This is a genomic window from Bradyrhizobium erythrophlei (assembly GCF_900142985.1).
GTDB classification, from domain to species: Bacteria; Pseudomonadota; Alphaproteobacteria; order Rhizobiales; family Xanthobacteraceae; genus Bradyrhizobium; species Bradyrhizobium erythrophlei_B.
Genome location: NZ_LT670849.1, coordinates 2,693,967 through 2,716,876 on the forward strand (window position 1 = coordinate 2,693,967; position 22,910 = coordinate 2,716,876).

At 61.3% G+C, this 22,910-nt stretch carries 19 protein-coding genes; 10 read left to right on the top strand and 9 right to left on the bottom strand.

Annotation, left to right across the window (positions count from 1 at the left end):
• The first annotated feature begins 111 nt into the window (after window positions 1–111).
• From BUA38_RS12400 to BUA38_RS12425, 6 genes are all read left to right on the top strand, one after another.
• Window positions 112–837 carry a thermonuclease family protein gene (locus tag BUA38_RS12400; protein WP_072818176.1) on the top strand — a complete coding sequence of 242 codons (726 nt, stop codon included), beginning with the start codon at window positions 112–114 and terminating at the stop codon, window positions 835–837.
• A 90-nt stretch (window positions 838–927) separates the two neighbouring features.
• Window positions 928–1,713, top strand: coding sequence for an LssY C-terminal domain-containing protein (locus BUA38_RS12405; protein ID WP_072826071.1), 786 nt, complete (start codon window positions 928–930; stop codon window positions 1,711–1,713).
• 203 nt (window positions 1,714–1,916) lie between these two features.
• Window positions 1,917–3,104, top strand: coding sequence for a pyridoxal-phosphate-dependent aminotransferase family protein (locus tag BUA38_RS12410; RefSeq protein ID WP_072818177.1), 1,188 nt, complete (start codon window positions 1,917–1,919; stop codon window positions 3,102–3,104).
• 172 nt (window positions 3,105–3,276) lie between these two features.
• Entirely contained in the window at window positions 3,277–4,347 is a 1,071-nt protein-coding gene (locus BUA38_RS12415) for an ABC transporter ATP-binding protein (protein ID WP_244553248.1), read from the top strand.
• A gap of 8 nt (window positions 4,348–4,355) precedes the next feature.
• Complete coding sequence (locus BUA38_RS12420; protein WP_072818179.1) at window positions 4,356–5,420, top strand: ABC transporter substrate-binding protein; 1,065 nt, start codon at window positions 4,356–4,358, stop codon at window positions 5,418–5,420.
• 126 nt (window positions 5,421–5,546) lie between these two features.
• On the top strand, window positions 5,547–7,265 hold the full coding sequence (locus BUA38_RS12425) for an ABC transporter permease (protein ID WP_072826072.1): 1,719 nt from the start codon (window positions 5,547–5,549) through the stop codon (window positions 7,263–7,265).
• Here the strand turns inward: BUA38_RS12425 and BUA38_RS12430 are convergent.
• The gene (locus tag BUA38_RS12430; RefSeq protein ID WP_244553249.1) at window positions 7,262–8,368 is read right to left on the bottom strand and encodes a hypothetical protein; all 1,107 of its coding nucleotides are present in this window, start codon (window positions 8,366–8,368) and stop codon (window positions 7,262–7,264) included. The two genes, BUA38_RS12425 and BUA38_RS12430, sit on opposite strands and share 4 nt — an antisense overlap.
• A gap of 57 nt (window positions 8,369–8,425) precedes the next feature.
• Window positions 8,426–9,862, bottom strand: coding sequence for an MBOAT family O-acyltransferase (locus BUA38_RS12435; RefSeq protein WP_072818180.1), 1,437 nt, complete (start codon window positions 9,860–9,862; stop codon window positions 8,426–8,428).
• 144 nt (window positions 9,863–10,006) lie between these two features.
• Here BUA38_RS12435 and BUA38_RS12440 point away from each other — a divergent pair, with 144 nt between their 5' ends.
• On the top strand, window positions 10,007–12,109 hold the full coding sequence (locus BUA38_RS12440) for a S9 family peptidase (protein WP_072818181.1): 2,103 nt from the start codon (window positions 10,007–10,009) through the stop codon (window positions 12,107–12,109).
• 131 nt (window positions 12,110–12,240) lie between these two features.
• On the opposite strand, the gene BUA38_RS12445 is transcribed toward BUA38_RS12440, so the two are convergent.
• The 6 genes from BUA38_RS12445 to BUA38_RS12465 form a co-directional block, all read right to left on the bottom strand.
• Complete coding sequence (locus tag BUA38_RS12445; protein ID WP_072818182.1) at window positions 12,241–12,960, bottom strand: ribonuclease activity regulator RraA; 720 nt, start codon at window positions 12,958–12,960, stop codon at window positions 12,241–12,243.
• A gap of 132 nt (window positions 12,961–13,092) precedes the next feature.
• Window positions 13,093–14,832: an L-arabinonate dehydratase gene (gene araD / locus BUA38_RS12450; protein ID WP_072818183.1), complete on the bottom strand. Its 1,740-nt coding sequence runs from the start codon at window positions 14,830–14,832 to the stop codon at window positions 13,093–13,095.
• Between the two features lie 123 nt (window positions 14,833–14,955).
• Entirely contained in the window at window positions 14,956–15,456 is a 501-nt protein-coding gene (locus BUA38_RS38020) for a response regulator (protein ID WP_244553250.1), read from the bottom strand.
• Between the two features lie 27 nt (window positions 15,457–15,483).
• Window positions 15,484–16,875, bottom strand: coding sequence for a two-component system sensor histidine kinase NtrB (locus tag BUA38_RS12455; RefSeq protein ID WP_244553305.1), 1,392 nt, complete (start codon window positions 16,873–16,875; stop codon window positions 15,484–15,486).
• 453 nt (window positions 16,876–17,328) lie between these two features.
• Complete coding sequence (locus BUA38_RS12460; RefSeq protein ID WP_072818184.1) at window positions 17,329–17,964, bottom strand: response regulator transcription factor; 636 nt, start codon at window positions 17,962–17,964, stop codon at window positions 17,329–17,331.
• Between the two features lie 263 nt (window positions 17,965–18,227).
• Window positions 18,228–18,533: a pilus assembly protein PilZ gene (locus tag BUA38_RS12465; protein ID WP_072818185.1), complete on the bottom strand. Its 306-nt coding sequence runs from the start codon at window positions 18,531–18,533 to the stop codon at window positions 18,228–18,230.
• Window positions 18,534–18,974: 441 nt separating this feature from the next.
• On the opposite strand from BUA38_RS12465, the gene BUA38_RS12470 reads away from it, so the two are divergent.
• The 3 genes from BUA38_RS12470 (at window position 18,975) to BUA38_RS12480 (ending at window position 21,349) form a co-directional block, all read left to right on the top strand.
• The gene (locus BUA38_RS12470; RefSeq protein ID WP_072818186.1) at window positions 18,975–20,153 is read left to right on the top strand and encodes a hypothetical protein; all 1,179 of its coding nucleotides are present in this window, start codon (window positions 18,975–18,977) and stop codon (window positions 20,151–20,153) included.
• A 243-nt stretch (window positions 20,154–20,396) separates the two neighbouring features.
• A complete protein-coding gene (locus BUA38_RS12475) occupies window positions 20,397–20,969 on the top strand; it encodes a TetR/AcrR family transcriptional regulator (protein WP_072818187.1) in 573 nt (190 codons plus the stop codon).
• A gap of 182 nt (window positions 20,970–21,151) precedes the next feature.
• A complete protein-coding gene (locus BUA38_RS12480) occupies window positions 21,152–21,349 on the top strand; it encodes a hypothetical protein (protein WP_072818188.1) in 198 nt (65 codons plus the stop codon).
• A 324-nt stretch (window positions 21,350–21,673) separates the two neighbouring features.
• Here the strand turns inward: BUA38_RS12480 and BUA38_RS12485 are convergent, their stop codons facing one another.
• Window positions 21,674–22,867, bottom strand: coding sequence for an ABC transporter substrate-binding protein (locus BUA38_RS12485; protein ID WP_172806025.1), 1,194 nt, complete (start codon window positions 22,865–22,867; stop codon window positions 21,674–21,676).
• Window positions 22,868–22,910 lie beyond the last annotated feature (43 nt).

Consider the following 22,910-nt stretch of genomic DNA (forward strand, 5'->3'; position numbering starts at 1 on the left):
GCGAGACCGAAAGGAACGTCAGTGTCGCCACACTGGCCAACCGGTTGCGATTTGCCGGAATCCGCAGCACAATCCGCCGCAACTCATTCCATTTTGAACGGGTCTTCATACATGCCGCGGAAACTCCTGTTCGCAATGACCATGCTTTTGCTGCCCACGTTGGCGCAGGCGGCCGACGTTACCGGCATCGCCAAGGTCCGCGAGGGCGATACCGTCGTGATCGGCAGCCACCGGATCCGGCTCGGTGGCATCGACGCCCCTTCGGTCGATCAGCTTTGCCTCAACAGCAAGGGCGAGCGCTGGACCTGCGGGATCGCCGCGCGCGACGAACTCATCAAGCATGGCGACAACAAGACCTGGACCTGTCACGGCCAGAACCCCGACCGGCGCGGCCGGCTGGTGGCGCGATGCATTGTCGATGGCGAAGACATTCAGAAGTGGATGGTGCGAAACGGCTGGGCCCTGTCCTACGTGCGGTTCTCGCACGACTATGACGCGGACGAAAAGGCCGCACGCGAAGACAAGGCGGGCATGTGGCAAGGGGCGTTCATCGCGCCCTGGGATTGGCGGGTCCGCAACAAGAAGACCACAATCCTCGGCGCCACCAAGCCGCCGGAGAGTGCGCATGCGATCCTGCTGGCGTCAGCCTCCGGGCCGGTCGCGCCGTCGCCGGACTGCACCATCAAAGGCAACGTCAATAGCGCCGGCGAATGCATCTATCACCAGCCGACCAGCCGCTGGTACGCCCGGATCGAAATGAAAGTCAGCAAGGGCACGCGCTGGTTCTGCTCGGTCGAGGAGGCCGAAGCCGCCGGATGCCGCGAGACCAGACGATAGCTCTACATCTCGTCGCATGGCGGCTACCGGAACGGAGACGCTGTGATCAACCTCTTTGGCATCCTGCCGTCGCATCATCCGCACGGAAAGCTGGAACAGTTCCTGCTCGCGGTACTCGCTTTCGTATTGGCGTACACGGCGCTCGCCTATCAGGCGCTGCCGATGCTGTGGAGCCACTACGAACATCAGCGCGGTCTCGCCGATCTGCCGATGGTGACGCGCACGGCGCAGGGCATTCCCGGCGATCCCATCAATGTCGGCTTGATCGGCGACAAGCTCGACGTGCTGTGCGCGATGCAGGCCGCGGGCTGGTACCCGGCCGATCCGGTGACGGCGCGGTCGTCCGTCGAGATCATCGGCAGCGTGCTGCTCGATCGCCCCTACGCCCGCGCGCCAGTCAGTCCGTTGTTCTACCTCGACCGGCCTGAAGATCTCGCCTTCGAGAAACCGTTCGGCGACAGCGCCGACCGCCGCCATCATGTGCGGTTCTGGAAAGTGCTGGATCAAGGCCAGGAAAAGCGCCCGGTCTGGCTCGGATCTGCGACCTTCGACCGTGGCGTCGGCGTCAGCCATTACACCGGCGCCGTCACCCATCATATCTCCGCCGATATCGACGCCGAACGCAACCTGCTGGCGTCAGATCTGGAAGCAGCACGGGTGGTCGATGCCAAATATCAGGTGACCGGCATCGGCGTGACGCTGACCGGGCGCAACGGCGGCGGCGATCCCTATTTCACCGACGGCGAAGTCTGGATCTTGCGGCTGGTGACGGCGTGCCAGAAAAGAACAACGCCTGCGGACGTCATTCCAAGCCCACTTGCAACCGAGATCAAGGACCAGATCTGGCATGCGGTCGCCAATACGCTGACAAAATGACCTGGAGCCCCGCTTTCGATTGTATCAAAACCGGGGCTCTAAATTTTTGTTTTGACGCGTTTTCTTCACGCGAACCGGCTTCCACTTCGCTCGAAAACGCTATGGTATGACAGCCTCACCCGAATATCATCCTATCCCGGCTTGAATTTCCCGCCATTCCCCTGCATCCCTTCCGGGCCTGAAATCTTGAGAGGAATCACGAAATGACCGTTCGCGCGGGCCGGGAATTCCTGGCGATCCCCGGACCCACCACCATGCCCGACGAGGTGCTCCAGGCCATGCACCGTCCGGCGCTCGACATCTATTCCGAGGAAATGGTGGAGTTGACCCAAGGATTGCTGCGCGACCTCTCGAGAATATTCGCGACCAAGGGCAAATCCTACATCTACATCGCCAACGGCCATGGCGCCTGGGAAGCCGTGCTGAGCAATGTGCTGTCGCGCGGCGACAAGATTCTGGTACTGGAGAGCGGCCGGTTTGCCATCAACTGGGGCAACGCGGCGGAAGCCATGGGCGCCGACGTCGAAGTTCTCAAGGGCGATTGGCGCCGCGCAGTTCGGATCGGCGAGGTCGAGGAGCGTCTGCGACAGGACAAGGATCACAAGATCAAGGCGATCCTGGTCGTTCAGGTCGACACAGCTTCCGGCGCCTGTAACGACATCGAAGCCCTCGGCAAGGCGATCAAGGCGACCGGCCACCCCGCGCTCTATCTGGTCGACGCCGTGGCCTCGCTCGGCTGCATGCCGTTCGAGATGGACGCCTGGGGCATCGATGTCGCCATGTCCGGCTCGCAGAAAGGCCTGATGACCCCGCCGGGACTGGGCTTCTGCGCCATCAACGACCGCGCGCGGGAAGCCCACAAGAAGGCCAATATGCGCACGCCTTATTGGGATTGGTCCGAGCGCGACAAAGCCGAGAATTACCGGATCTATGGCGGCACCGCGCCCGTTCATTTGCTGTTCGCACTCCGTAAAGCCATCGACATGATCGACGAGGAAGGGCTTGAAAACGCCTTCCTGCGTCATCGATTGCTTGCCGAAGCCGTGCGCCGCGCCGTGTCGACCTGGTCCGAAGGACAGGTCGTCAACTTCAACATCTCCGAGGCAGCCGAACGATCGAACACCGTCACGACGGTGCTGATGGGCAACAGCTACCGCCCGGCCGACCTTCAGCGCTACTGCAAGGAGAAATGCGGCGTCGTGCTCGGCACCGGCATCGGCGAACTGACAGGGCAGGCGTTCCGGATCGCCCATATGGGCCATGTCAACGCGCCGATGATCCTGGGAACACTCGGCGTGATCGAAGTCGGACTTCAGGCGCTCGGCATTCCCCACGGCAAGGGCGGCGTCGAAGCCGCGATCGGCTGGCTCGGCAGTAACGTTCCGGCCTGATGCTCTGAATCGAGGCGGTTGAAGACTTCCCGGCCGCCCCGCATTCGTGCTTATATTGATCTGACGATAAATAAGCACGCATTCCGCAAAACGGGCTCGTCTCGGTCGCAATCAGGTTTCCGCCCAAGGCGTCGATCTGGTTACGGCAGAATGCGCGAAAGAACATCAGGGAGTGAAGCGGTTGGCGTCGGTTGAATTGCGCGACCTCACCAAGCGGTTTGGGCCGGTGACGGTCGTTGATAACGTCGCGTTGCGTATCGATCACGGACAACTCGTCTGCCTTCTCGGCCCCTCCGGCTGCGGCAAGACCACGACGCTGCGGCTGATCGCGGGTTTTCTGGAGCCGACCTCGGGCGAAATCCACGTCGGCGACCGCCTTGTATCGTCGGCGGCGCGTACGCTGCCGCCCGAACAACGCAAGATGTCGATGATCTTCCAGAGCTACGCGCTCTGGCCGCACATGACGGTGGCCGAAAACATCACCTACGGTCTTCGTTTGCGGAAGATGGACCGCGACACCATCGGCAAGAAGCTGAAATCGATATTGCAAACCACCAAGCTCGAAGCGCTGGCCGAACGTTATCCCGGCGAATTGTCGGGCGGCCAGCAGCAGCGCGTCGCGCTGGCGCGTGCGCTCGTCGTCGAACCGGAAACCCTGCTGCTCGACGAGCCGCTCTCCAACCTCGATGCCAATCTGCGCGAGGAGATGCGCTTCGAAATCCGCCGGCTCCACGACGAATACCGCTATACGACGGTCTACGTCACCCACGACCAGTCCGAAGCGATGACGACCGCCGACATGATCGCGGTCATGAACGGCGGAAAGATCGACCAGCTCGGCACACCGGAAGACATCTATGACCGGCCGCAATCGGAGTTCGTCGCGCGCTTCATCGGCTCCAGCAACGTGATCAAGGGCGTTGCCCGCGACGAGAACCATATTTCGTTTTCCGGCGCGACCTTGCGCGTGGTCGGCGCGAAGCTTGCGGCCAACCAGGACGCCGCGGTCGCGATCCGCCAGCACGACATCCAGCTTTCGACCAGCGCGCCGGCGAGCGCCGACAACACCGTGAAAGCGACGGTGACGCGTCAGGTATTTCTTGGCGCCAACCGCGACTATGTCGTCGAGACTGCCGACGGCACCACGTTGCGCGCAGTCACCTCGCCACAGACGGCCGTTCCCGCGGGCACCGAGGTCTGGCTGACCTTGCCACCCGAGCGTTGCCGGGCTCTGATCCGATAGGGACAACCATGAAGCGGCGGAAACACTCCAGACGCGAAGCCATCAAGGGGTCGGCGGCACTGGGGCTTACGCTTTTTGCTTCGCCGCTCAAGGCGCAAGCGCCGGAGCCCGCCGCGATCACGCCGCAGCTGATCGAAGGCGCAAAACGCGAAGGCAAGGTCGTGCTCTATTCCGCGATGGACCTGCCGGTCGGCGAAAAGCTCGGCAATGCCTTCCAGGCGCAATTTGCCGGCATCGAGGTGCAGATCGAGCGCACCGGCTCGGAGCGGCTATTTCAGCGGATCGCCCAGGAATTCTCGTCCAATATCCACGCCGCCGATGTGATCGCAACGGCAGACGCGTCGCACTTTATCTCCTGGAAACGCAATGGCTGGCTGGCGCCGTTCGTGCCGGAAGACGTCGCGAAATTTTTCCCGGCCGAGTATCGCGACGCCGACGGCATGTTCATCACCTCGCGCATCTGGCTGTCGTCGATCGCGTATAACACCAACCTCGTCAAACCGGCTGAAGCACCCGCAAGCTTCGCCGAGCTGCTTGACCCCAAATGGGCCGGCAAGATGGTCAAGGGACATCCCGCCTACAGCGGCACCATCATGACCTCGACCTTTCAGCTCGTTCGCGAGCTCGGCTGGGAATATCTCGAAAAGCTGTCGAAGCAGCGCGTGATGCAGGTTCAGTCGTCGACCGATCCGCCGAAAAAGCTCTCGCTTGGCGAACGCGCGATCATGGCCGACGGCAACGAATACAATGTCGTGCTGCTCAAGGAAGCCGGTCAGCCGGTCGAGCCGATCTATCCGGCCGAGGGCACGCCGACCATCACGGGCCCGACCGCCATCTTTGCGAGCGCGCCGCATCCCAATGCCGCGCGGCTGTTCCAGGCCTGGCTGCACACGCGCGAAACCCAGCAATTCTTCACCGATTTCACCGCACAATATTCAGCCCATCCGCAGGTGACGCCGAAACCAGGCCGCCGCAAGATTTCCGACATCAAGCTGATGAAGGAAGACGCTGCTGGCGTGGAGAAGATGGCCGACGAAATCAAGACGCGCTATGCGCGGCTGTTTAGAGTTTGACTATCCCCTCATGGTGGGGAGGCGCATCCGCGCCGTCTCGAACCATGAGGCCACCGTGATACTCATCCTTCGAGACGCGGCTTCGCCGCTCCTCAGGATGAGGAGCGCCTATAGTTAGTGAACCGCATGACCGTCGCGAGCGACATCGATACGCCGAGAACCAGAATCGACTGGACCAAGCCGGTGCTGTGGCTGTTCGCAGCCATCATGATCGTTCTGATCGTGCTGCCGCTGTCGTGGCTTGCGATCTACAGCCTCACCGACAAGGCCAATCACGTCACGTTGCTGAACTTCGTCACGCTGTTTACTGACCCCGACTTCCTCGATCCACTGCTGACGACCGCGATCATTGCCACCAGCTCGGCCATCATCTGCTGCCTGATTGCCGCGCCGATGGGATGGCTGGTGTCGCGCACGGATATGCCGGGACGGCAAACCATCCGTGCGCTCGTCACCGCCTCATTCGTGACGCCGCCCTTCCTTGGCGCGGTAGCCTGGGAATTGCTGGCCGCACCGAACAGCGGATTGCTCAACCAGCTCTATCGTTTCCTGACCGGCGGCGAGTCCGACGCGCACCTGTTCGACATCTACTCGCTGCCCGGCATCATCTTCGTCATCTCCTGCTACACGTTTCCCTTTGTGTTCGTGCTGGTCGCCAACGCGCTGGACAACATGCCCGGCGAATTGGAAGACGCCTCCGCTATTCTCGGCGGCCGTGCGTGGACCACCGCGCGGCGCGTGACAATCCCGCTCGCGATGCCAGCCATCGTCGCCGGCGCGCTGATCGCTTTCCTTCAGGCCATGACGCTGTTCGGCTCGCCGGCCATCCTGGCGCTGCCGGCCGGCTTCCACACCATGACGACCAAGATCTGGAGCCTGTTCCAGTATCCGCCGAAACTGGAGCTCGCCGCGGCGGCCGCCGTGCCGTTGTTGATCCTGACCATTCTGCTGTTGCAGGGGCAGAAGTTTCTGTTAGGCCGGCGCGGCTTCTCGGTGCTCGGCGGCAAATATGGCGCGCCGCGCCGGGTCGAGATGAAGAGATGGCGCTGGGTGGCGCTCGGCTTTTGTCTCCTGATGCTGCTCAACCCGGTGTTCCTGCCGTATTTCGCGCTGTTCAATGCGGCGTTTTCGCCGAATGCCACCACGCTGGTGACGCCCTCGACCTTGACGCTGCACAACATCGTGTTCGTGTTCACCGAACTGTCGTCGACCCAATTGGCGCTGAAGAACACCGTGATCCTCGGCACCGCGACCGCGACGCTCGGCACGCTGCTTGCGCTCGTGATCGCCTATGTCACCACGCGAAGGGTGATCGCGGGCCATCGCATCCTCGGCTTCCTCGCCACGGCGCCGGTCGCCGTCCCCGGCATCGTGCTGGGCGTCGGGCTGTTCCTAAGCTACACGCGGCCGCCCTTCGTGCTCTACGGCACGCTCTGGATTTTGTTGATCGCGTTTTTGACCATCAACCTGCCCTCGGCCTATCAGCAATTGCAGGCGGCATTCGCCACCGTCCATCCCGAGCTCGAGGAAGCGAGCCGCATTCTCGGCGCGTCGCGGCTGCAAGCGCTTCGCCAGATCACCGCACCATTGTTGCGCACCGGCGTCATCGCCACCTGGTGCTTTATCTTCATCGGCGTGATGCGCGAATTGTCGGCAGCGATCGTGCTGTTCACCTCGCAAACCAAGGTGATCAGCGTCTTGATTTACGACCTCAACGAGAGCGGTGACCTCGCCGCGATTTCCGTGCTCGGCATCGCCATGCTGCTGATTACCTTTGCCGTGGTGCTGGCCGTCAACCGTTTCCCGGGGCTCGGTGGCAATGCCGGGGCAAGACTGCGAAATTAGGGCGCGAGCTTATACGCCTCGACCTGCGCCTTGAGCCGGTCGAGATCGACCGTTGGCGCCGCGGCCTCGACGCGATGTTTTCCTTGCGCGAGCCAGCCGAGGATCTTCAGGTCAATATCGGGCGAGTGGTGGATCACGTCGGAATAATTGTTCAGATCGTGCGTAACGTCTTTCTCGCTACGAAAATCGAACAGCCGCACATTCGGAAACTCCATCAAGCGCCGGCACAAATACGCTGAGAACGCGTAAACGCTTTGCAGCGTTTCCGGCGAGGTCTCGCGCAACGCCACCCATTGCAGGATCGAATAAGGCGGCAAATAGACATCGAACGTCACGTCCGGATGGGCGCGGATCAAGCCAATCGCGTCGCGTTCGAAAACACGGACCTTCATGTCGTAGTCGGTATCGTCCAGCAGATATTTGCTGCGGACGGGGTTGGTGATGTAGCGGTAAGCCGCCATCGCCCGCTTGGCATTGTAAAGCGCGCTGAGGTCTTCTTCGCGCGGCAGCGTATTGATGTCGTCGACGTCTGCGATCGGAAGCTTGAACAGCGCCTCATTTGTCAGCGCGGCAACGGCCGGCTCGATCGGCGGGATCGACCGCGCGGCGATCCACATCGATTCCCGCGCCATGGCGCCATCGAACAGGTAGGAAGCGATGCCCTTCGCGTTGCCCCGGTAGAGGTTGGTCGGCAGATGCGTATTGGCGTTGATCTCGGGCGCGTCGTGAAATATCCAGTCGTCGACTTCCCAGATCACCCGCTTCGGCCGCCGCGCCATCGCTGCATCGAGCACGAAAACTTGCTCGCGCGAGCTTGAGCCGGTCATTGAAAGCTTCAGCGATTTCACCCCGAGAATGCGATCGATCTCGCGCTGGTGAAAATGGATCGCGAGCGAGGTCCCCATCAAGACGGTGTCGAACGACTGGCTTCTGATCAACCCGGCATTCTGCAAGCGGCTGTCTTGCGAATACATCGCCATGAACAGCCGCGCGGGGCGGAAGATCTGCAAGGGGTCGACGATGAAATTGAGCGCTGCCGCGGCCAGCATGATGGCGAGGCTCGCCGCGAAGAAACGAAAGATGTCTTTGGTCGGTTGATCCACTAGAGATCCTTTGATGAACTCGCAGCAAAACCGATAGGAACTTCAAAATTCGCCGCGCTAGAACCGGAAGTAAATGAATTCACTGTGTTGCTGGATACCGAGCACACCCAAGGCAAATGCCGCCGCACCACCGTAGAGCAACGCCGGCCGCACCTGCCATGTACCGAAACTCTTACCGACCGATCTGTTCTTGTGGTCGTAGCCCACGATCTCCTGTGTATTTGGCGCGAACCAGGCCAGCGCCGCATAGATCGCAATCAATATGCTTTGCGCGATCTCGGTGCGGCCGGAGACGATCTCACGGGGATCGGCCAAGCGTGAAAGCACGGAAGTCGCCGAGGCCAAACTATCGGCTCGAAAGAAAACCCAGGCGACGACGACCGCAAGAAACGTCAGGAGAAACGAGACGATGCTGACCGGGCGCTTCAACGCCTCCGGGATCCGCGGCCCGTAGTTTGCCCAGGCGTGATTGATGCAGAGATAGAGCCCGTGCAGCGCACCCCAGATCACGAATGTCCAGGCCGCGCCGTGCCAGAGGCCGCCGAGCAGCATCGTGATCATCAGGTTCACATAGCGTAGCAGTGAGCCGTGCCGGTTGCCGCCGAGCGGGATGTAGAGATAGTCGCGCAGGAACTGCGACAGCGTCATGTGCCAGCGGCGCCAGAAGTCGATGATGCTCGTGGCCTTGTAGGGCGAGTTGAAATTCAGCGGCAGGAAGATGCCGAACATCAGCGAGATTCCGATCGCCATGTCGGAATAGCCGGAGAAGTCGAAATAGAGTTGAAACGTATAGGCCAGCGCGCCGATCCAGGCCTGGTCGAACGAGGGCGACGCCTGATGGAAGGCAACCGCGACCAGCGGCTGGATGCCGTCGGCCAGAACGGTCTTCTTGAACAGGCCGATGCCAAAAATGATCAGGCCATACAGGATCAGGCGCGGATTTATCCGCTTCGCCTCGGTGGATTCAAACTGCGGGATCATGTCCCGGTGATGCAGGATCGGGCCTGCGATCAGATGCGGAAAATACGTCACGAACAGCGCGTAATGCGGCAGCGCATAATGCGCGACCTTGCCGCGATAGGCATCGACCAGAAAGGCGATCTGGGTAAACGTGTAGAAGGATATGCCGACCGGCAGCAGGATGTTCACTACAATGGACGTCGAAAACATTGCGTTGACGTTGGCGACGACGAAGCCGGCATATTTGAAGACGCCAAGCGTAGCGAGGTCGCCGGCGACACCCACCGTCAGCACGGCAAAGCGCGGCCGCTCGCGCAGATTTCGCGAGATCAGCAACCGGCCGATGAAATAGTTGAACGCGATCGAGGCCAGCAGCAACGCCACGAACGGCCAGTTACTGAACGAATAAAAAGTAAGCGACGCCAGCGCGAGCCATATGACCGGGGCCGTTGCCCCGAGGCGATTGGCCGCGAAATAGCCAGCGAGAACGACCGGCAAAAAGATGAAAATGAAGGGATAGGAGTTGAAAAGCATTGGTTTCCTTCAAGGAAATCGAAGCCTAACCATACAAGCCTGTGATCAACAAGCTCTGGCAGAGGCGACGTATCTCTGGCAATCCGGCCCTGGCGACCCGATATGTCACCAGCCATTTCAGCCCGCAAAGCGAGACCGAGAACGATGGACCAGAAAAGCCTCCTGACGCCGCCGGTCGCAGAGCGCCGCCCGCATTCCACCACGACCCACGGGATCACGATCGTCGACGACTATGCGTGGCTGAAGGACGAGAACTGGCAGGACGTGCTGCGCGATCCGTCGATCCTGAATCCGGAGATCCGGAACTACCTCGAGGCGGAAAACGCCTATACCGAGAGCCTGCTCGGCCACACGGCCGGTTTGCAGAAGCGGCTGGTCAAGGAAATGCGCGGGCGCATCAAGGAGGACGATTCCAGCGTTCCCTCGAAGGACGGCCCTTATGCCTATATGCGCAAGTTCCGCGAAGGCGGACAGCATGAGTTGTTCGGACGCATGCCGCGCGAAGGCGGCGAGGCCGAGATCATTCTCGATGGCGACGAACTCGCCGCGGCTTACGAATATTTCAAGTTCGGCGGCGCGCGCCATTCGCCCGACCACCGGCTTCAGGCCTGGAGCGCCGACACCAAGGGCTCGGAATATTTTTCGATCCGGGTGCGCGACTGGGCGACCAAGAAGGACCTTGACGACGTCGTCGAGGACACCGACGGCGGCGTGGTCTGGAACGGCGACTCGAGCGCCTTCTTCTATGTGAAGCTCGACGACAATCACCGGCCGCTACAGGTCTGGCGCCATCGCCTCGGCACCAAACAGTCCGAGGATCTCCTGGTCTACGAGGAAAAAGACGCCGGCTGGTTCACCCATGTCCATGAAAGTTCCACCGGCCGCTATTGCGTGATCGCCGGCGGCGATCATGACACCTCCGAACAGCGCCTGATCCATCTTGCCGATCCGCTCGCCAAGCCGCGGCTGGTCGCCGCACGCGAGGAAGGCGTGCAGTACTCGGTCAACGATCGCGGCGATCAGCTGTTTATTCTCACCAACGTCGACAAGGCTATCGACTTCAAGATCATGACCACGCCGCTCAATGCGACCGAGCGCGCGAACTGGCGTGACCTCATTCCCTATCGCGAAGGCGTCTATGTGCTCGATCTCGAATTGTTCTCGGGCCACATGGTGCGGCTCGAGCGCGCCAACGCGCTGCCTGCCGTCGTCATCCGCGATCTCGCAAGCGGCGAAGAGCACGCGATAGCCTTCGACGAGGCCGCCTACTCGCTCGACACGCTCGGCACTTACGAGTTCGAGACGACCAACCTGCGCTTCTCCTATTCGTCGATGACGACGCCATCCGAGATCTACGACTACGACATGGCGAAACGGACGCGCACCTTGCGCAAGCGACTGGAAATTCCGTCTGGTCATAACCCGGCGGATTATGTCACCACCCGCATCATGGCAAAGTCGCATGACGGCGCCGAGGTGCCGGTCTCGATTCTGCACCGCCGCGACTTGAAGCGCGACGGCTCCGCACCTTTGCTGCTCTACGGCTATGGCTCCTACGGCATGGCGATGCCGGCGTCGTTTTCGGCCAACCGGCTGTCGCTGGTCGACCGCGGCTTCGTCTACGCCATCGCGCATATCCGCGGCGGCGCCGACAAGGGCTGGGGCTGGTATCTCGACGGCAAGCGCGCCAAGAAGACCAACACCTTCGTCGATTTTGTCGCCAGCGCGCGGGCGCTGATCGCGGAAAAATATACGTCCGAAAAGCGCATCGTCGCCCAGGGCGGCAGCGCCGGCGGCATGCTGATGGGCGCGGTCGCCAACAGCGCCGGCGAACTGTTCGCGGGCATCGTCGCCGAAGTGCCCTTTGTGGACGTGCTCAACACCATGCTCGACCTGTCGCTGCCGCTGACGCCGCCGGAATGGCCGGAATGGGGTAACCCGACCGAGAGCGCGACCGATTTCAAAACCATTCTTTCCTATTCGCCCTACGACAATATCGAGGCGAAGCAATATCCGGCGATCCTGGCGATGGGTGGCCTCACCGATCCGCGCGTCACCTATTGGGAGCCGGCGAAATGGGTGGCGCGGCTGCGCGCGACCATGACCGGTGGCGGGCCCGTGCTGTTGCGCACCAATATGGGCGCCGGGCACGGCGGCGCGTCCGGCCGCTTCAACCGGCTCGACGAGGTCGCGATTGCCTACGCGTTTTCGCTGTGGGCCGTGGGGCTGGCGGAAGCGGAGGGGTAAGTATCACGTGTCCCGGACGCGGCGCGTCACGGAAGTGACGCGACGCAGATCCGGGACCTATCGCATTTGGACCCCGGATCTGCACCGCATCGTTTCACGCTGCGCTGCGTCCGGGGAACGGAGAGAAGCGACTACCGCCCCTTCTCCTTGCGCCAGGCGGCGAAGTCGACCAGCGTCTGGTCGTCGGTCGCCGGATAAAGCCCGAGGATCGATTTCCCCTTTTGCACCTGTTCGATGACGAAATCCTCGAACGCGGTCATCTCGACCGCTTCGTTGGCGATCTCGTCGGCGATATGCGCCGGGATCACGATCACGCCGTCGCTGTCGCCGAGAATGACGTCGCCGGGAAACACCGGCGCATCGCCGCAGCCGATCGGCACGTTGATCTCGATCGCCTGATGCAGCGTCAGGTTCGTCGGCGCGCTCGGGCGGTGATGGTAGGCGGGGAAACCGAGTTTCGCGATCTCGACGGAGTCACGAAAGCCGCCGTCCGTGATCACGCCGGCGACGCCGCGCTTCATCAGCCGCGTCACGAGTATCGCTCCGGCTGACGCCGCGCGCGCATCTTTCCGGCAGTCCATCACCAGCACGCTGCCTGGGGGACAATCCTCGACCGCCTTGCGCTGGGGGTGGCTACGATCGCGAAACACATCGATCTTGTTGAGGTCTTCGCGGGCGGGCATGTAGCGCAGCGTGAAGGCCTCGCCGACCAGCACCGGCTGCTCCGCGCTCAAGGGGTGCACATCCTGAATCATCTGAATGCGAAAGCCGCGCTTGAAGAGCGCGGTGGCCACCGTCGCGGTAGAGACCGTCTTCAGCTTGTTGCGGGTGGCGTCGGAGAGTTTTGACATGGTTTGCTCACTTCTTTTTTCGTCATTCCGGGATGCGCCGAAGGCGCAGACCCGGAATCCATTTCTCCCAGCATCCGCGCGGCACCATGGATTCCGGGCTCGAGGCTTCGCCTCGCCCCGGAATGACAGGGGTTAAAAGATAGAGGGCTCGCCGACCGGCTTGCCGAACGTCGTTTCAAGAAAATCGAAATCGCAGCCTTCATTGGCCTGCTTGATGTGCCTGGTGAACATCCAGCCATAGCCGCGCTCGAACCGCGTCTCCGGCTGCTGCCACTCGGCACGGCGCTTTTTCAGCTCAGTCTCGGAAACGTCGAGATTGATGGTGCGCGCGTCGACATCCAGCGTGATCTTGTCGCCGGTCTTCACCAGCGCCAGCGGACCACCGATATAGGATTCCGGCGAGACATGCAGGATACAGGCGCCATAGCTGGTGCCGCTCATGCGCGCATCCGACAGCCGCACCATGTCGCGCACGCCCTGCTTCACGAGCTTGGTCGGAATCGGCAGCATGCCCCATTCAGGCATGCCCGGACCGCCTTGCGGGCCGGCGTTGCGCAGGATCAGCACGTGATCCGCCGTGACGTCGAGATCGGGATCGTCGACCGCCTTCTTCATCGACGGATAGTCGTCGAACACCAGTGCGATGCCGGTATGCTTGAGGAAGCGCGGATCGCAAGCCGAAGGCTTGATGACGCAGCCATCGGGCGCGAGATTGCCCTTCAGCACGGCAAGCGCGCCTTCGGCGTAGATCGGATTGTCGACGGTGCGAATGACGTCGTCATTATAGACTTCGGCGCGCGCGATATTTTCACCGAGCGTCTCGCCCGTAACCGTCAAGGCGTCGAGGTGCAGATGCGGCTTGATCCGGCTCATCAGGCCGGGGAGCCCGCCGGCGTAGTAGAAATCTTCCATCAGATATTTGTCGCCGGAGGGCCGCACGTTGGCGATGACCGGCACCTTGCGGCTTGCCTTCTCGAAATCGTCGAGGCTGATGTCCTGCCCGGCGCGGCGCGCCTGCGCGATCAGATGGATGATCGCGTTGGTGGAGCAGCCCATCGCCATCGCGACCGTAATCGCATTCTCGAACGCCTTTCGGGTCTGGATCTTCTTCGGCGTCAAATCCTCCCAGACCATCTCGACGATGCGCCGCCCGCATTCCGACGCCATGCGGATGTGGCCGGCGTCGGCGGCCGGTATCGAGGAGCCGCCCGGCAATGTCATGCCGATCGATTCCGCGATCGCCGTCATGGTGGAAGCCGTGCCCATGGTCATGCAGGTGCCGTAGCTGCGCGCGATGCCCGCTTCGACATCGACCCAATCCCGCTCGGAAATTTTCCCCGCGCGCCGCTCGTCCCAGTACTTCCAGGCGTCCGATCCCGAACCCAGCGTCTTGCCCTTCCAGTTGCCGCGCAGCATCGGACCGGCCGGCAGATAGATCGCGGGAATGTTCATGCTGGTCGCGCCGAGCAGAAGCGCCGGCGTGGTCTTGTCGCAGCCGCCCATCAGCACCACGCCGTCGACGGGATGGCCACGCAGCAATTCCTCGGCATCCATCGCCAAGAGATTGCGATAGAGCATGGTGGTCGGCTTCAGAAAGGACTCCGACAACGACAGCGCCGGCAATTCCATCGGAAAGCCGCCAGCCATCAGGATGCCGCGCTTGACGTCATCGACGCGGCTTTTGAAATGCATGTGGCAGGGTTGGGCGTCCGACCAGGTGTTGAGGATCGCGATGACTGGACGGCCTTTCCATTCCTCCGGCGCATAGCCCATCTGCATGGCACGCGAACGATGGCCAAAGGCGCGCAAATCGTCGGGCGCGAACCAGCGCGCACTGCGGAGCGTTTCCGGACTTTTCTTGTTTTCGGTCATGGTGGCACCTCGAGACTTTAACCAAAGTCATGTCACAAGCCATCCATGACGAGCAAGGGCCGCGCCGATCGTCGGGAGAAATTTATGGCAGCCCGCTGACCCGGACAGGGCGCATCGAAAGGCCTACTGATCGACGAAATTTCCGGTCAGGGCCTCCCGCAACCGTTGGGCCAGTTCGGCCTTGCGATAGGGCTTGTTCAGCATGATCGATTTCCCGCCCGCATGCCCCTTCTCGATCGGCATCTCCAGGGCATAACCGGTGCTGAAGACAACAGGCAGGCCCGGCCTTAATTCGCGCGCCTTGTCGGCGAGCTCCCAACCGCTCATGCCGCCCGGCATGACGATGTCTGTGAAAAGCATATCGATATCGGGATGGTCTTTCAGCTTCTGCAAGGCGTCATTGCCGTTGACGGCTGCGACAACCGAATAACCGAGATTTTCGATCCGAAGGACGACAGAGGAACGGACAAACGGATCGTCCTCCGCCACCAGAATTTTCTCGTGACCGCCCGGAAGTGGCGCCTCTTCCGCAACCGCCTGATCTGACGGCCCTCGTCCCTTCGACACACGCGGCAGAAAGATCCGCACCGTCGTTCCAAGTCCCACTTCGCTGTAGATCGACACGTGGCTGTTCGACTGCTTCGCAAAACCTTAGACCATGCTCAAACCGAGCCCGCTGCCCTTTCCGACCTCCTTGGTCGTATAAAACGGCTCGAACGCCCGGGCCGCAACCTCCTCCGTCATTCCCATGCCATCGTCTGTCACCGCGATCATGGCGTATTCGCCGGCTTTGATCTCGGGATGCTGGGCCTGATAGTCGTCATCGAGCGGCACTACGCCGGTGTTCAACGTCAAATGGCCGCCATTGGGCATGGCGTCTTGCGCATTGAGCGCAAGGTTGAGAACCGAGGACTCGAGTTGGGCGCGATCGGCAAAGGCAAGCGTGTTTTTGGAGTTCGGCGTAATCGCGATCTCGATGTTTTCGCGCAAGGTTCGCCGCAGCAGCTTGCGCATCGAATCCAGCAGTTCATGGCAATCCACCTCGCGCGGGTGCAGCAATTGCCGCCGGCTGAAGGCGAGCAGTCTTTGCGTCAATTCTGCGCCCCGCTCGCCGGCCTGGCATATGTCGTCGGAAATCTGCCGCAGGTCCTGCCTCGACCTCAATTGCTCACCAAGAAACTCGGCATTGCCGACGATGACCGTGAGCAGATTGTTGAAGTCATGCGCGATGCCGCCGGAGAGCTGCCCCACCATCTCCATCTTCTGCGCCTGGCGCAGTTGCTCTTCGGTGTGCTTGCGACCGGTCAGGTCGTGGATGATGCCGACAAAGATCGATTCGCCGTCCTGCTTGGCCTCGCCGACGGATAATTCCATCGGAAACGTGGAGCCATCCTTGCGCATACCGATGACTTCTCTGCCGATACCGATGATCTTGCGCTCGCCGGTCTCCAGGAAGCTCCTGATGTAGTGGTCGTGATGCGCGCTGTAGCCAGGCGGCATCAGCATCTTGACGTTCTCGTGGAAGACTTCCGCGGCGCGATATCCGAACAACCGTTCACAGGCCGGATTGAACAGCAGGATGCGGCCGCGCGCATCGATCAGGATGAAGCCGTCGACCGCCGTTTCCACGACCGCGGTGAGGCGCGACATGCTTTCCCGCAGCGCTTGCTGCGCCTGGCGGAATTGCTGGAGCAGTTGCTCGGAATCCCGCCCCTTCATTTCCTCTTCCTTGAGCGCTTCCTGGGCCTGGCGCAGTTCGAACGGAGACGGGATCGTGAGCAGTTGCGGCAGCAACGGCCACAGCATGCCGGCGGTGACGACCGATGCGATCGCGGTGGCGGCCTTGACCAGGCCCTCGATGCCGTAGACCGGCACCCAAAGCGTATAGATCGAGAGAATATGCGTCAGGCCGCAGGCCAGGATGAAAATGCCGAACGACCAATAGACCCAGCCGAATTTGAGGTCGCGCCGCTTCGATACGAAGATCACGAGAACGAACGGAATCGAGAAGTAGGCCAGCGCGATCAGCGCGTCGGAAATCACATGCAACCATATGAGCTCCGGTTCCCACAGCAGGCAGATCCCGTGAGGAGAGAACATCGACGAATCCAGGATTCGTTCCAGGTATGCCCACATATCCAGCACCGTCTGTTTGAGGAGCGACGAGGTCCGCCGCTCACGTGCGTGTGGCTTTGACTCTGACGTTCCTTTGAAGAGGTCGCTGCAACACTGGAACGAGCGTCAGTGTCCTAACACTAGTGGTCCGATTCTAACATTCGCATCCCTCCTCAGCGGGCACTTTTGCGAATGTTAGAATCAAAGGACCACCAGGCAAATCAGATTCCAGTGGAGTTTAGGATTTGACATTTGCTCTGCGAGTTCGCGGCCAGGCGAGTAGCGAATGTCAAATTCCACCAGCGTCAGATTCGCCCGCAATCGCGGGCCCCATGTACTGGCGGCACGCATGTGTGAATCCGCGCCGGGCAGTGCTACCGGTCAGGACGCGCGGGCAGCCGTCATCACGATCCGGACCAGATCGGCCGCGTTTTTTGCGCCGAGTTTTTTCATGATGTTCGCACGGTGGTCTTCGATGGTGCGCGGGCTAATTCCCAAATGCCGCCCGGCCTCCTTGTTGGAGGCACCGGCCGTGAACTGCTCCAGCACTTCGCGCTCCCGGCGGGTCAAGGGCTCGCGGCCAGGGAAATGCAGGGAGCCGATGTTGGAAGCGGAGCGATCGGCCTGACGGCGCGCATAGGCCTCGATCGCCTCAGTCAGCCGCGCCACGATCTCGTTTCCGCGAAATGGCTTCTCGATGAAATCCAGCGCGCCGTGCTTGATCGCGCTGACCGCCATGGCGATATCGCCCTGCCCGGAGATGATGAAGATCGGCGCAGGATAGTCCTCGCCGCGCAATTCCTTCAGGACGTCCAGACCTGATTTACCGGGGATATGCACGTCCAGCAGGATGCAGGCCGGGGTGCGATTTCGCGCGACCGACAACAGCGCGGCGCCGTCGGCGAAACAAATGACCTCATAGCCGCCCGTTGACAGGACGATGGAAAGGGTTTCCCGGACGGCGGGGTCGTCGTCGACGACAAAGATTTCACCGCGAGAGGACGGCTTTTCGTTCATGTGACATCGTCCCTTGGACTGCAAAAAACGACGTGGGCCAGCCGGCTTGCACACCCTAATGCCGCAAATCGCTTCCCCCCGTATTTTTACGGGACTAACCCTTAACGCACAAGTAGCAGCACGAATTTGTCTAACGCGAATAGACCGGTTTTTGCCGGCCAGCGCCCTTCGCGTCGGTGAAATCGCCGCTCCGCCCAAATTATTTCTGGAAATGACAGGCCCTGTGCCGACCCGCGGGCCGTCTTCATTGGGCCGGATGGCCGCTATTGCGGGGAACTGGCCGCCTTCTTCTTGCGCGCCTTGGCCTTGAGGAACTGGATATCCATTTCGGTGCCGTTGACGCGGACGAGCTCGCAGCGGCGATAGGCAAGCCCGGTCGATGACAGGAGCAGGAAGAATTCCTTGAGATTGAGACCCTGGATGGAACCTTCCACCGTCAGCGCGGCGTCGTTGTCGGAGATCGCATTGAGGAGACAACCGCGGCGCCAGGTTCCGTCGATTCCCATGATGCAAACATCATGGCCCCGGCCGAACGTCACGCGTTCCTGTGCCTTTTTCTCTTCATTCATTGACGCAAACAACAATCCGGCGAGAACCCGACCAATGCGCCGACTTTCCGCAGAAATCGAACGCCGACATCCTTGCAACCGTTAGTGGGCTGGCGCCAATGAGGCGTTAATTTCGCTGCCCGGGCAAATACGGTAACAGAGCGCTTATCTCATCTTGGCGCGCGCTCGCCGACGCCCGATCGGCTCGCACGGTTAAATTTCGATGAAGCACTGGTGCTTCGGGAACAAGTAGCAAAAACCGCCGCATTCTGAGCGACATGCCGCGATCGGCGCCGCAGACGACTGTGTTCCCTCAAATGTGAACCGGTAGTTCCCCGGAACACGTCAGTGTCTTACCGCTTTTTTTACGACTTAATTTACGACGCCCTGCTTTGATAGCCTGGAAAATACCTTGCCGGCCATAAGCAGGGACTTTTCGCTATCCATCACAGCCATCTTGCAATGATTCAGAACCGCCTCAAGGAACTCTTGCAACGATTGACGCCGCCGACGCGCAGCAACCTGCTGGACGAGCTCGAGCGGCTGGAGCTTTCCGGCGAGGAGATTCCCGGCGCCGGCGAGGTCATGGAGACGTTGCGCGCGGAGTTTCGCGGCGGTGGCCAGACCCAGAAGCGCAACAGCATTCCGGCGCGCCAATTCTTCACCCCGCTGGAGCCGCTGCTGGTTGAAGGCTCTCCGCAACACGCCACGACCGGCGGGATACAGCGCACTTCGCTGTCGGCAATCTGGGAATGGATCACCCGCGACCTACTGCCGACCATGGCGCGCGATTACGTGAAAAACGTCAACGATCTGATCGGAATGGACAAGCAGCGCGAAGCCCGGCAGGCGGCGGCAACGTTCCAGGTCAAGGTCGTCAAGAGCATGGAGAACGTCCTTGCCTCGCCCGAGAGCGCCAACCAGATCAGGAACAGGCTTTCAGCGTATACGGCATCTCCGGCGGCCTTCGACGACCTGACAAAGATGCTCAGCGCGTTGCGGGCCCGCGACCAGCTCGCCAAATTGAACGAGGCGCTGCCGCCAAAGCTTGGCCGCTTTGAAGATGCCGACGTGGCCAAGATCGCCCCGCTGCTCGACGCGTTCGCGAAAGCCAATCCCGAACAGGTGTCCTTTGCGCTGATGCTGGTGGCCAAGAGATTAAAGACCCATTGGCAACTGATCCGTCTCGCCACCAAGACCGCGTCCAGCAAGAATGCCGCTGATGTCGCCGCTTCGCCGTACGCGGCCGCCGTCTCGATGGTGCTCGACCGTCTCGAAGACAAGCGCACGCTGCTGCGCGTCGCGCTCAAGAATGAGCGGGTTCTGGTGGCCAAGGAACTTCTGGTCGATATCTACGACACGGAATTCGCGCTCCGGGTCCGCATCGATCAGCTCGCCGAATCCGACTGGGGACGTCGGCTGGACGCGCTGATGGCCTCGATCACCGAGCTCGTGGAAAGCGAGATCAGCCGTTTCCCCGACAATGTCGGCCATGTCCTGGGGTCGCGCAGCCTGCGCCGTCACGACACGCTGATGGGCCGTCTGACCTATTGGGCGTGGAAGGGCCGCGACATCGCCAGCAACGGCGTCGCGCTTTGCAAGGGCGCGCTCGCGGGGACGGAAAAATCCCGCGCGGCCTGAAGGCCAGACCAACCCCGGCGTTGATGTGCCTAGCAAAAGTCCGCGGGCAGAAATTTTAATCCGCTACCCAGAATTTAACATTCGCTTAATGGTATTAAGGTAGCTACCAGCGATACGAATCAAGCTGACTGGTCAGTTTTTATGCTAACAGCGTTGAAATAAGTCACTTAGTCGCATATTTGTCATGCTTGCGAGAGGATTTCTCATCCCTCGCAGAGGGTAGATCCCTCGGGAGAGACGTCCATGGCCAGACCCAGCCTGCGCGAAAAACTCGCGAGCAGCGCGGTAGACACGTTGCATACGCTCGGATTCAAGGGATGTTCGATCCAGGACATTACCGATGCCGCCGGTGTACCCAAGGGATCGTTCTTCAATCACTTCGAGAACAAGGAAGACCTCGCGATCGATGCGCTGCGGCGCTATCTCGAAGGATCGCGCCCGGACATGCTGTTCGACGAGAGCGTGCCGCCGCTTGAGCGGCTGAAGAATCATTTCACGTTCTTGTCCGAGCGCCTGATCGCGAACGGTTTTGAGCGCGGCTGCATGTTGGGCCTTTTCTCGGCGGAGATGGCGCGCGAATATCCGAGGATGCGTCAGGAGCTGCGCGAGGTCTTCGACAGGTGGTGCAGCGGCGTCGAACAGCTGCTGCGGGATGCCCAGGCCAAGGGCGAAGTCGATCCGCGCCATGACGCCGGCCAATTGGCCCGTTTCCTGGTCAATTCCTGGGAGGGCGCCACCATCCGCCTGAGGATCACGCAGGACCGCCAGCCGATCGACGACTTCCTGAACGTCGCCTTCAAGGCGCTGTTAAAGTGAACGTGATCTTAAGCCGGTTGACATTTTAAGCTGACTGGTCATATTGAAAACATTGCGTATCCGTAATGGAGTTCGGCTTTAATCCGCCCCGAAGTCAATCTGACCAGTCACCTTCGATTCGGAATTGCGGTATTAAAATACTTACCCCAGCGGATGACGCCTCTAACCGAGAGAGAAGTATCATGACCCGCATTCTTTTCGCCTCTGCCGCCTTGATCGCGATTGCCGCCAGCCAGGTTGCTCCGGCAGCCGCCCAGGTGCCCGCCGGTCTGCTCCGGCTGGATTCGTCCACTCGGGCTTTGGAAGCCCAGGCCAACCTCGACCAGCCCAAGGTCCGCAACACCTACGCCCACGTTCGCAAGCATCACGTCGCACAGTAACGGGACACGACGTCAGGCGAACCTAGCGAACCTCCAAGAAACCCTCCTCGTGCGATGGCGCCCCTCTGCCATCGCACTCTTTTTTGTGCGCAGCGTGTGATGATTTTTGGCTGGGTCGCCCCTGCGAACGCAGGGGCCCATAACCACCGGCCTTCGTTTGTTATCGAAGATATCTCCGTGCAGTGCTCCAACGGATAGGCTGCGGCGTATCGGTCCCTGCGTGCCGCCTTCGCTAAAGCTTCGGCGCCCCGACGATCCTGCCCCGGCGAAGCCTTGGCGTAGACGGGTCGCAGGGACGACGTGGCGCGGCGCGATCGCTTGTTGTCACTGAGTCATCCTGCATTCGGTCCCGACCGGGAATGCGCTCGCTGCGGCCACGGTGCTCAGGATGCTGTACCAGGCGTGCGGCTCCGGCAGATCGGCCGACGCCCGCACCTTGGCAACATAGAGATCGTGGACGACCATGTGATCGCTGGCGCGAAACTCAGCGTTGCGCGCGAACATGTCGTTGAACGTGTGCCCGTCGAGCGCGCGAATGACCGCATCGGCATCGGTGGTGCCGGCGCTGCGAACCGCGTTCAGCCATTGCGTCGTCGCCGAATAGTCCGCGGCTTGAGCAGCGGTCGGCCGCAATCCGTTATGCGCGGCTGCAAAACGGTCGGACCAGGCGCGCGCCTCCTTGTCGAGATTCCAGTACCACGGCACGGCCGCCACCAGGCCGGCATAGCCGTCCTTCACCCGGTCGACGTCGGATAGATACAGCAGCGCCGTCGTCGTGGTCGCCGACACCTTCGCCTTCGTCACCGCTGACACCACCGCGTCGTCCTTGGCGCCGGCGTTGATCACCGCGATCACGTCGGGCTTCAAGGCGCGCGCTTCCTCGATGACATCAGCGTAGCCGTCTTCCTTGGCCGGCGTCAGAAACGTCTTGATTACTTCACCGCCATGCGCCGTGATTTTCGGCGTCATGGTCGCCACGCCTGCGCGGCCGAAGCCGGAGTCGTCCGCGATGAACACCCAGCGCTTGCCCTGCGCGGTTTGCGCGAGATAGTCCGCGGTCGAGGTTTCGATCGCCGTCAGGTCGAACGAGTAGTGATAGAAGTAGCGGCTGCATTCGCCGCGGGTGAGCGCGGGAGACGCCGATCCGGTCGAGATCGCCAGTTTCTTCCGTTCGGTCGCGACCTTGGAGATCGCGAGCGCAATCGGCGCATTCTGCACGTCCATCAACAGATCCGCGCCGGCATCATAGGCCTGTTTGGCAAGGCCGGGCGCCTCCGCCGGCTTGTTGTGGTCGTTCAGGGCGTCGACGACGATCGGGCGACCCAGCACCGTGCCGCCGAAGTCTTCCACCGCCATTTTCGTCGCATCGACGCCGCCTCGGCCGGCGCGTGCATCGTAGATATCGTCATCCTGGTCCGAGATGACGGTGATGCGGACCGGCGTCTGGTCGGCGGCCTGCGCAGCGCCGGCCCAAGCGGCGGGCGCGAGAGCGCACGTGACGAGCAACAGGACTTTCATTCGAGCGAGCATGCGACTGCCTTTTCGGGTATGACCAAAGAGA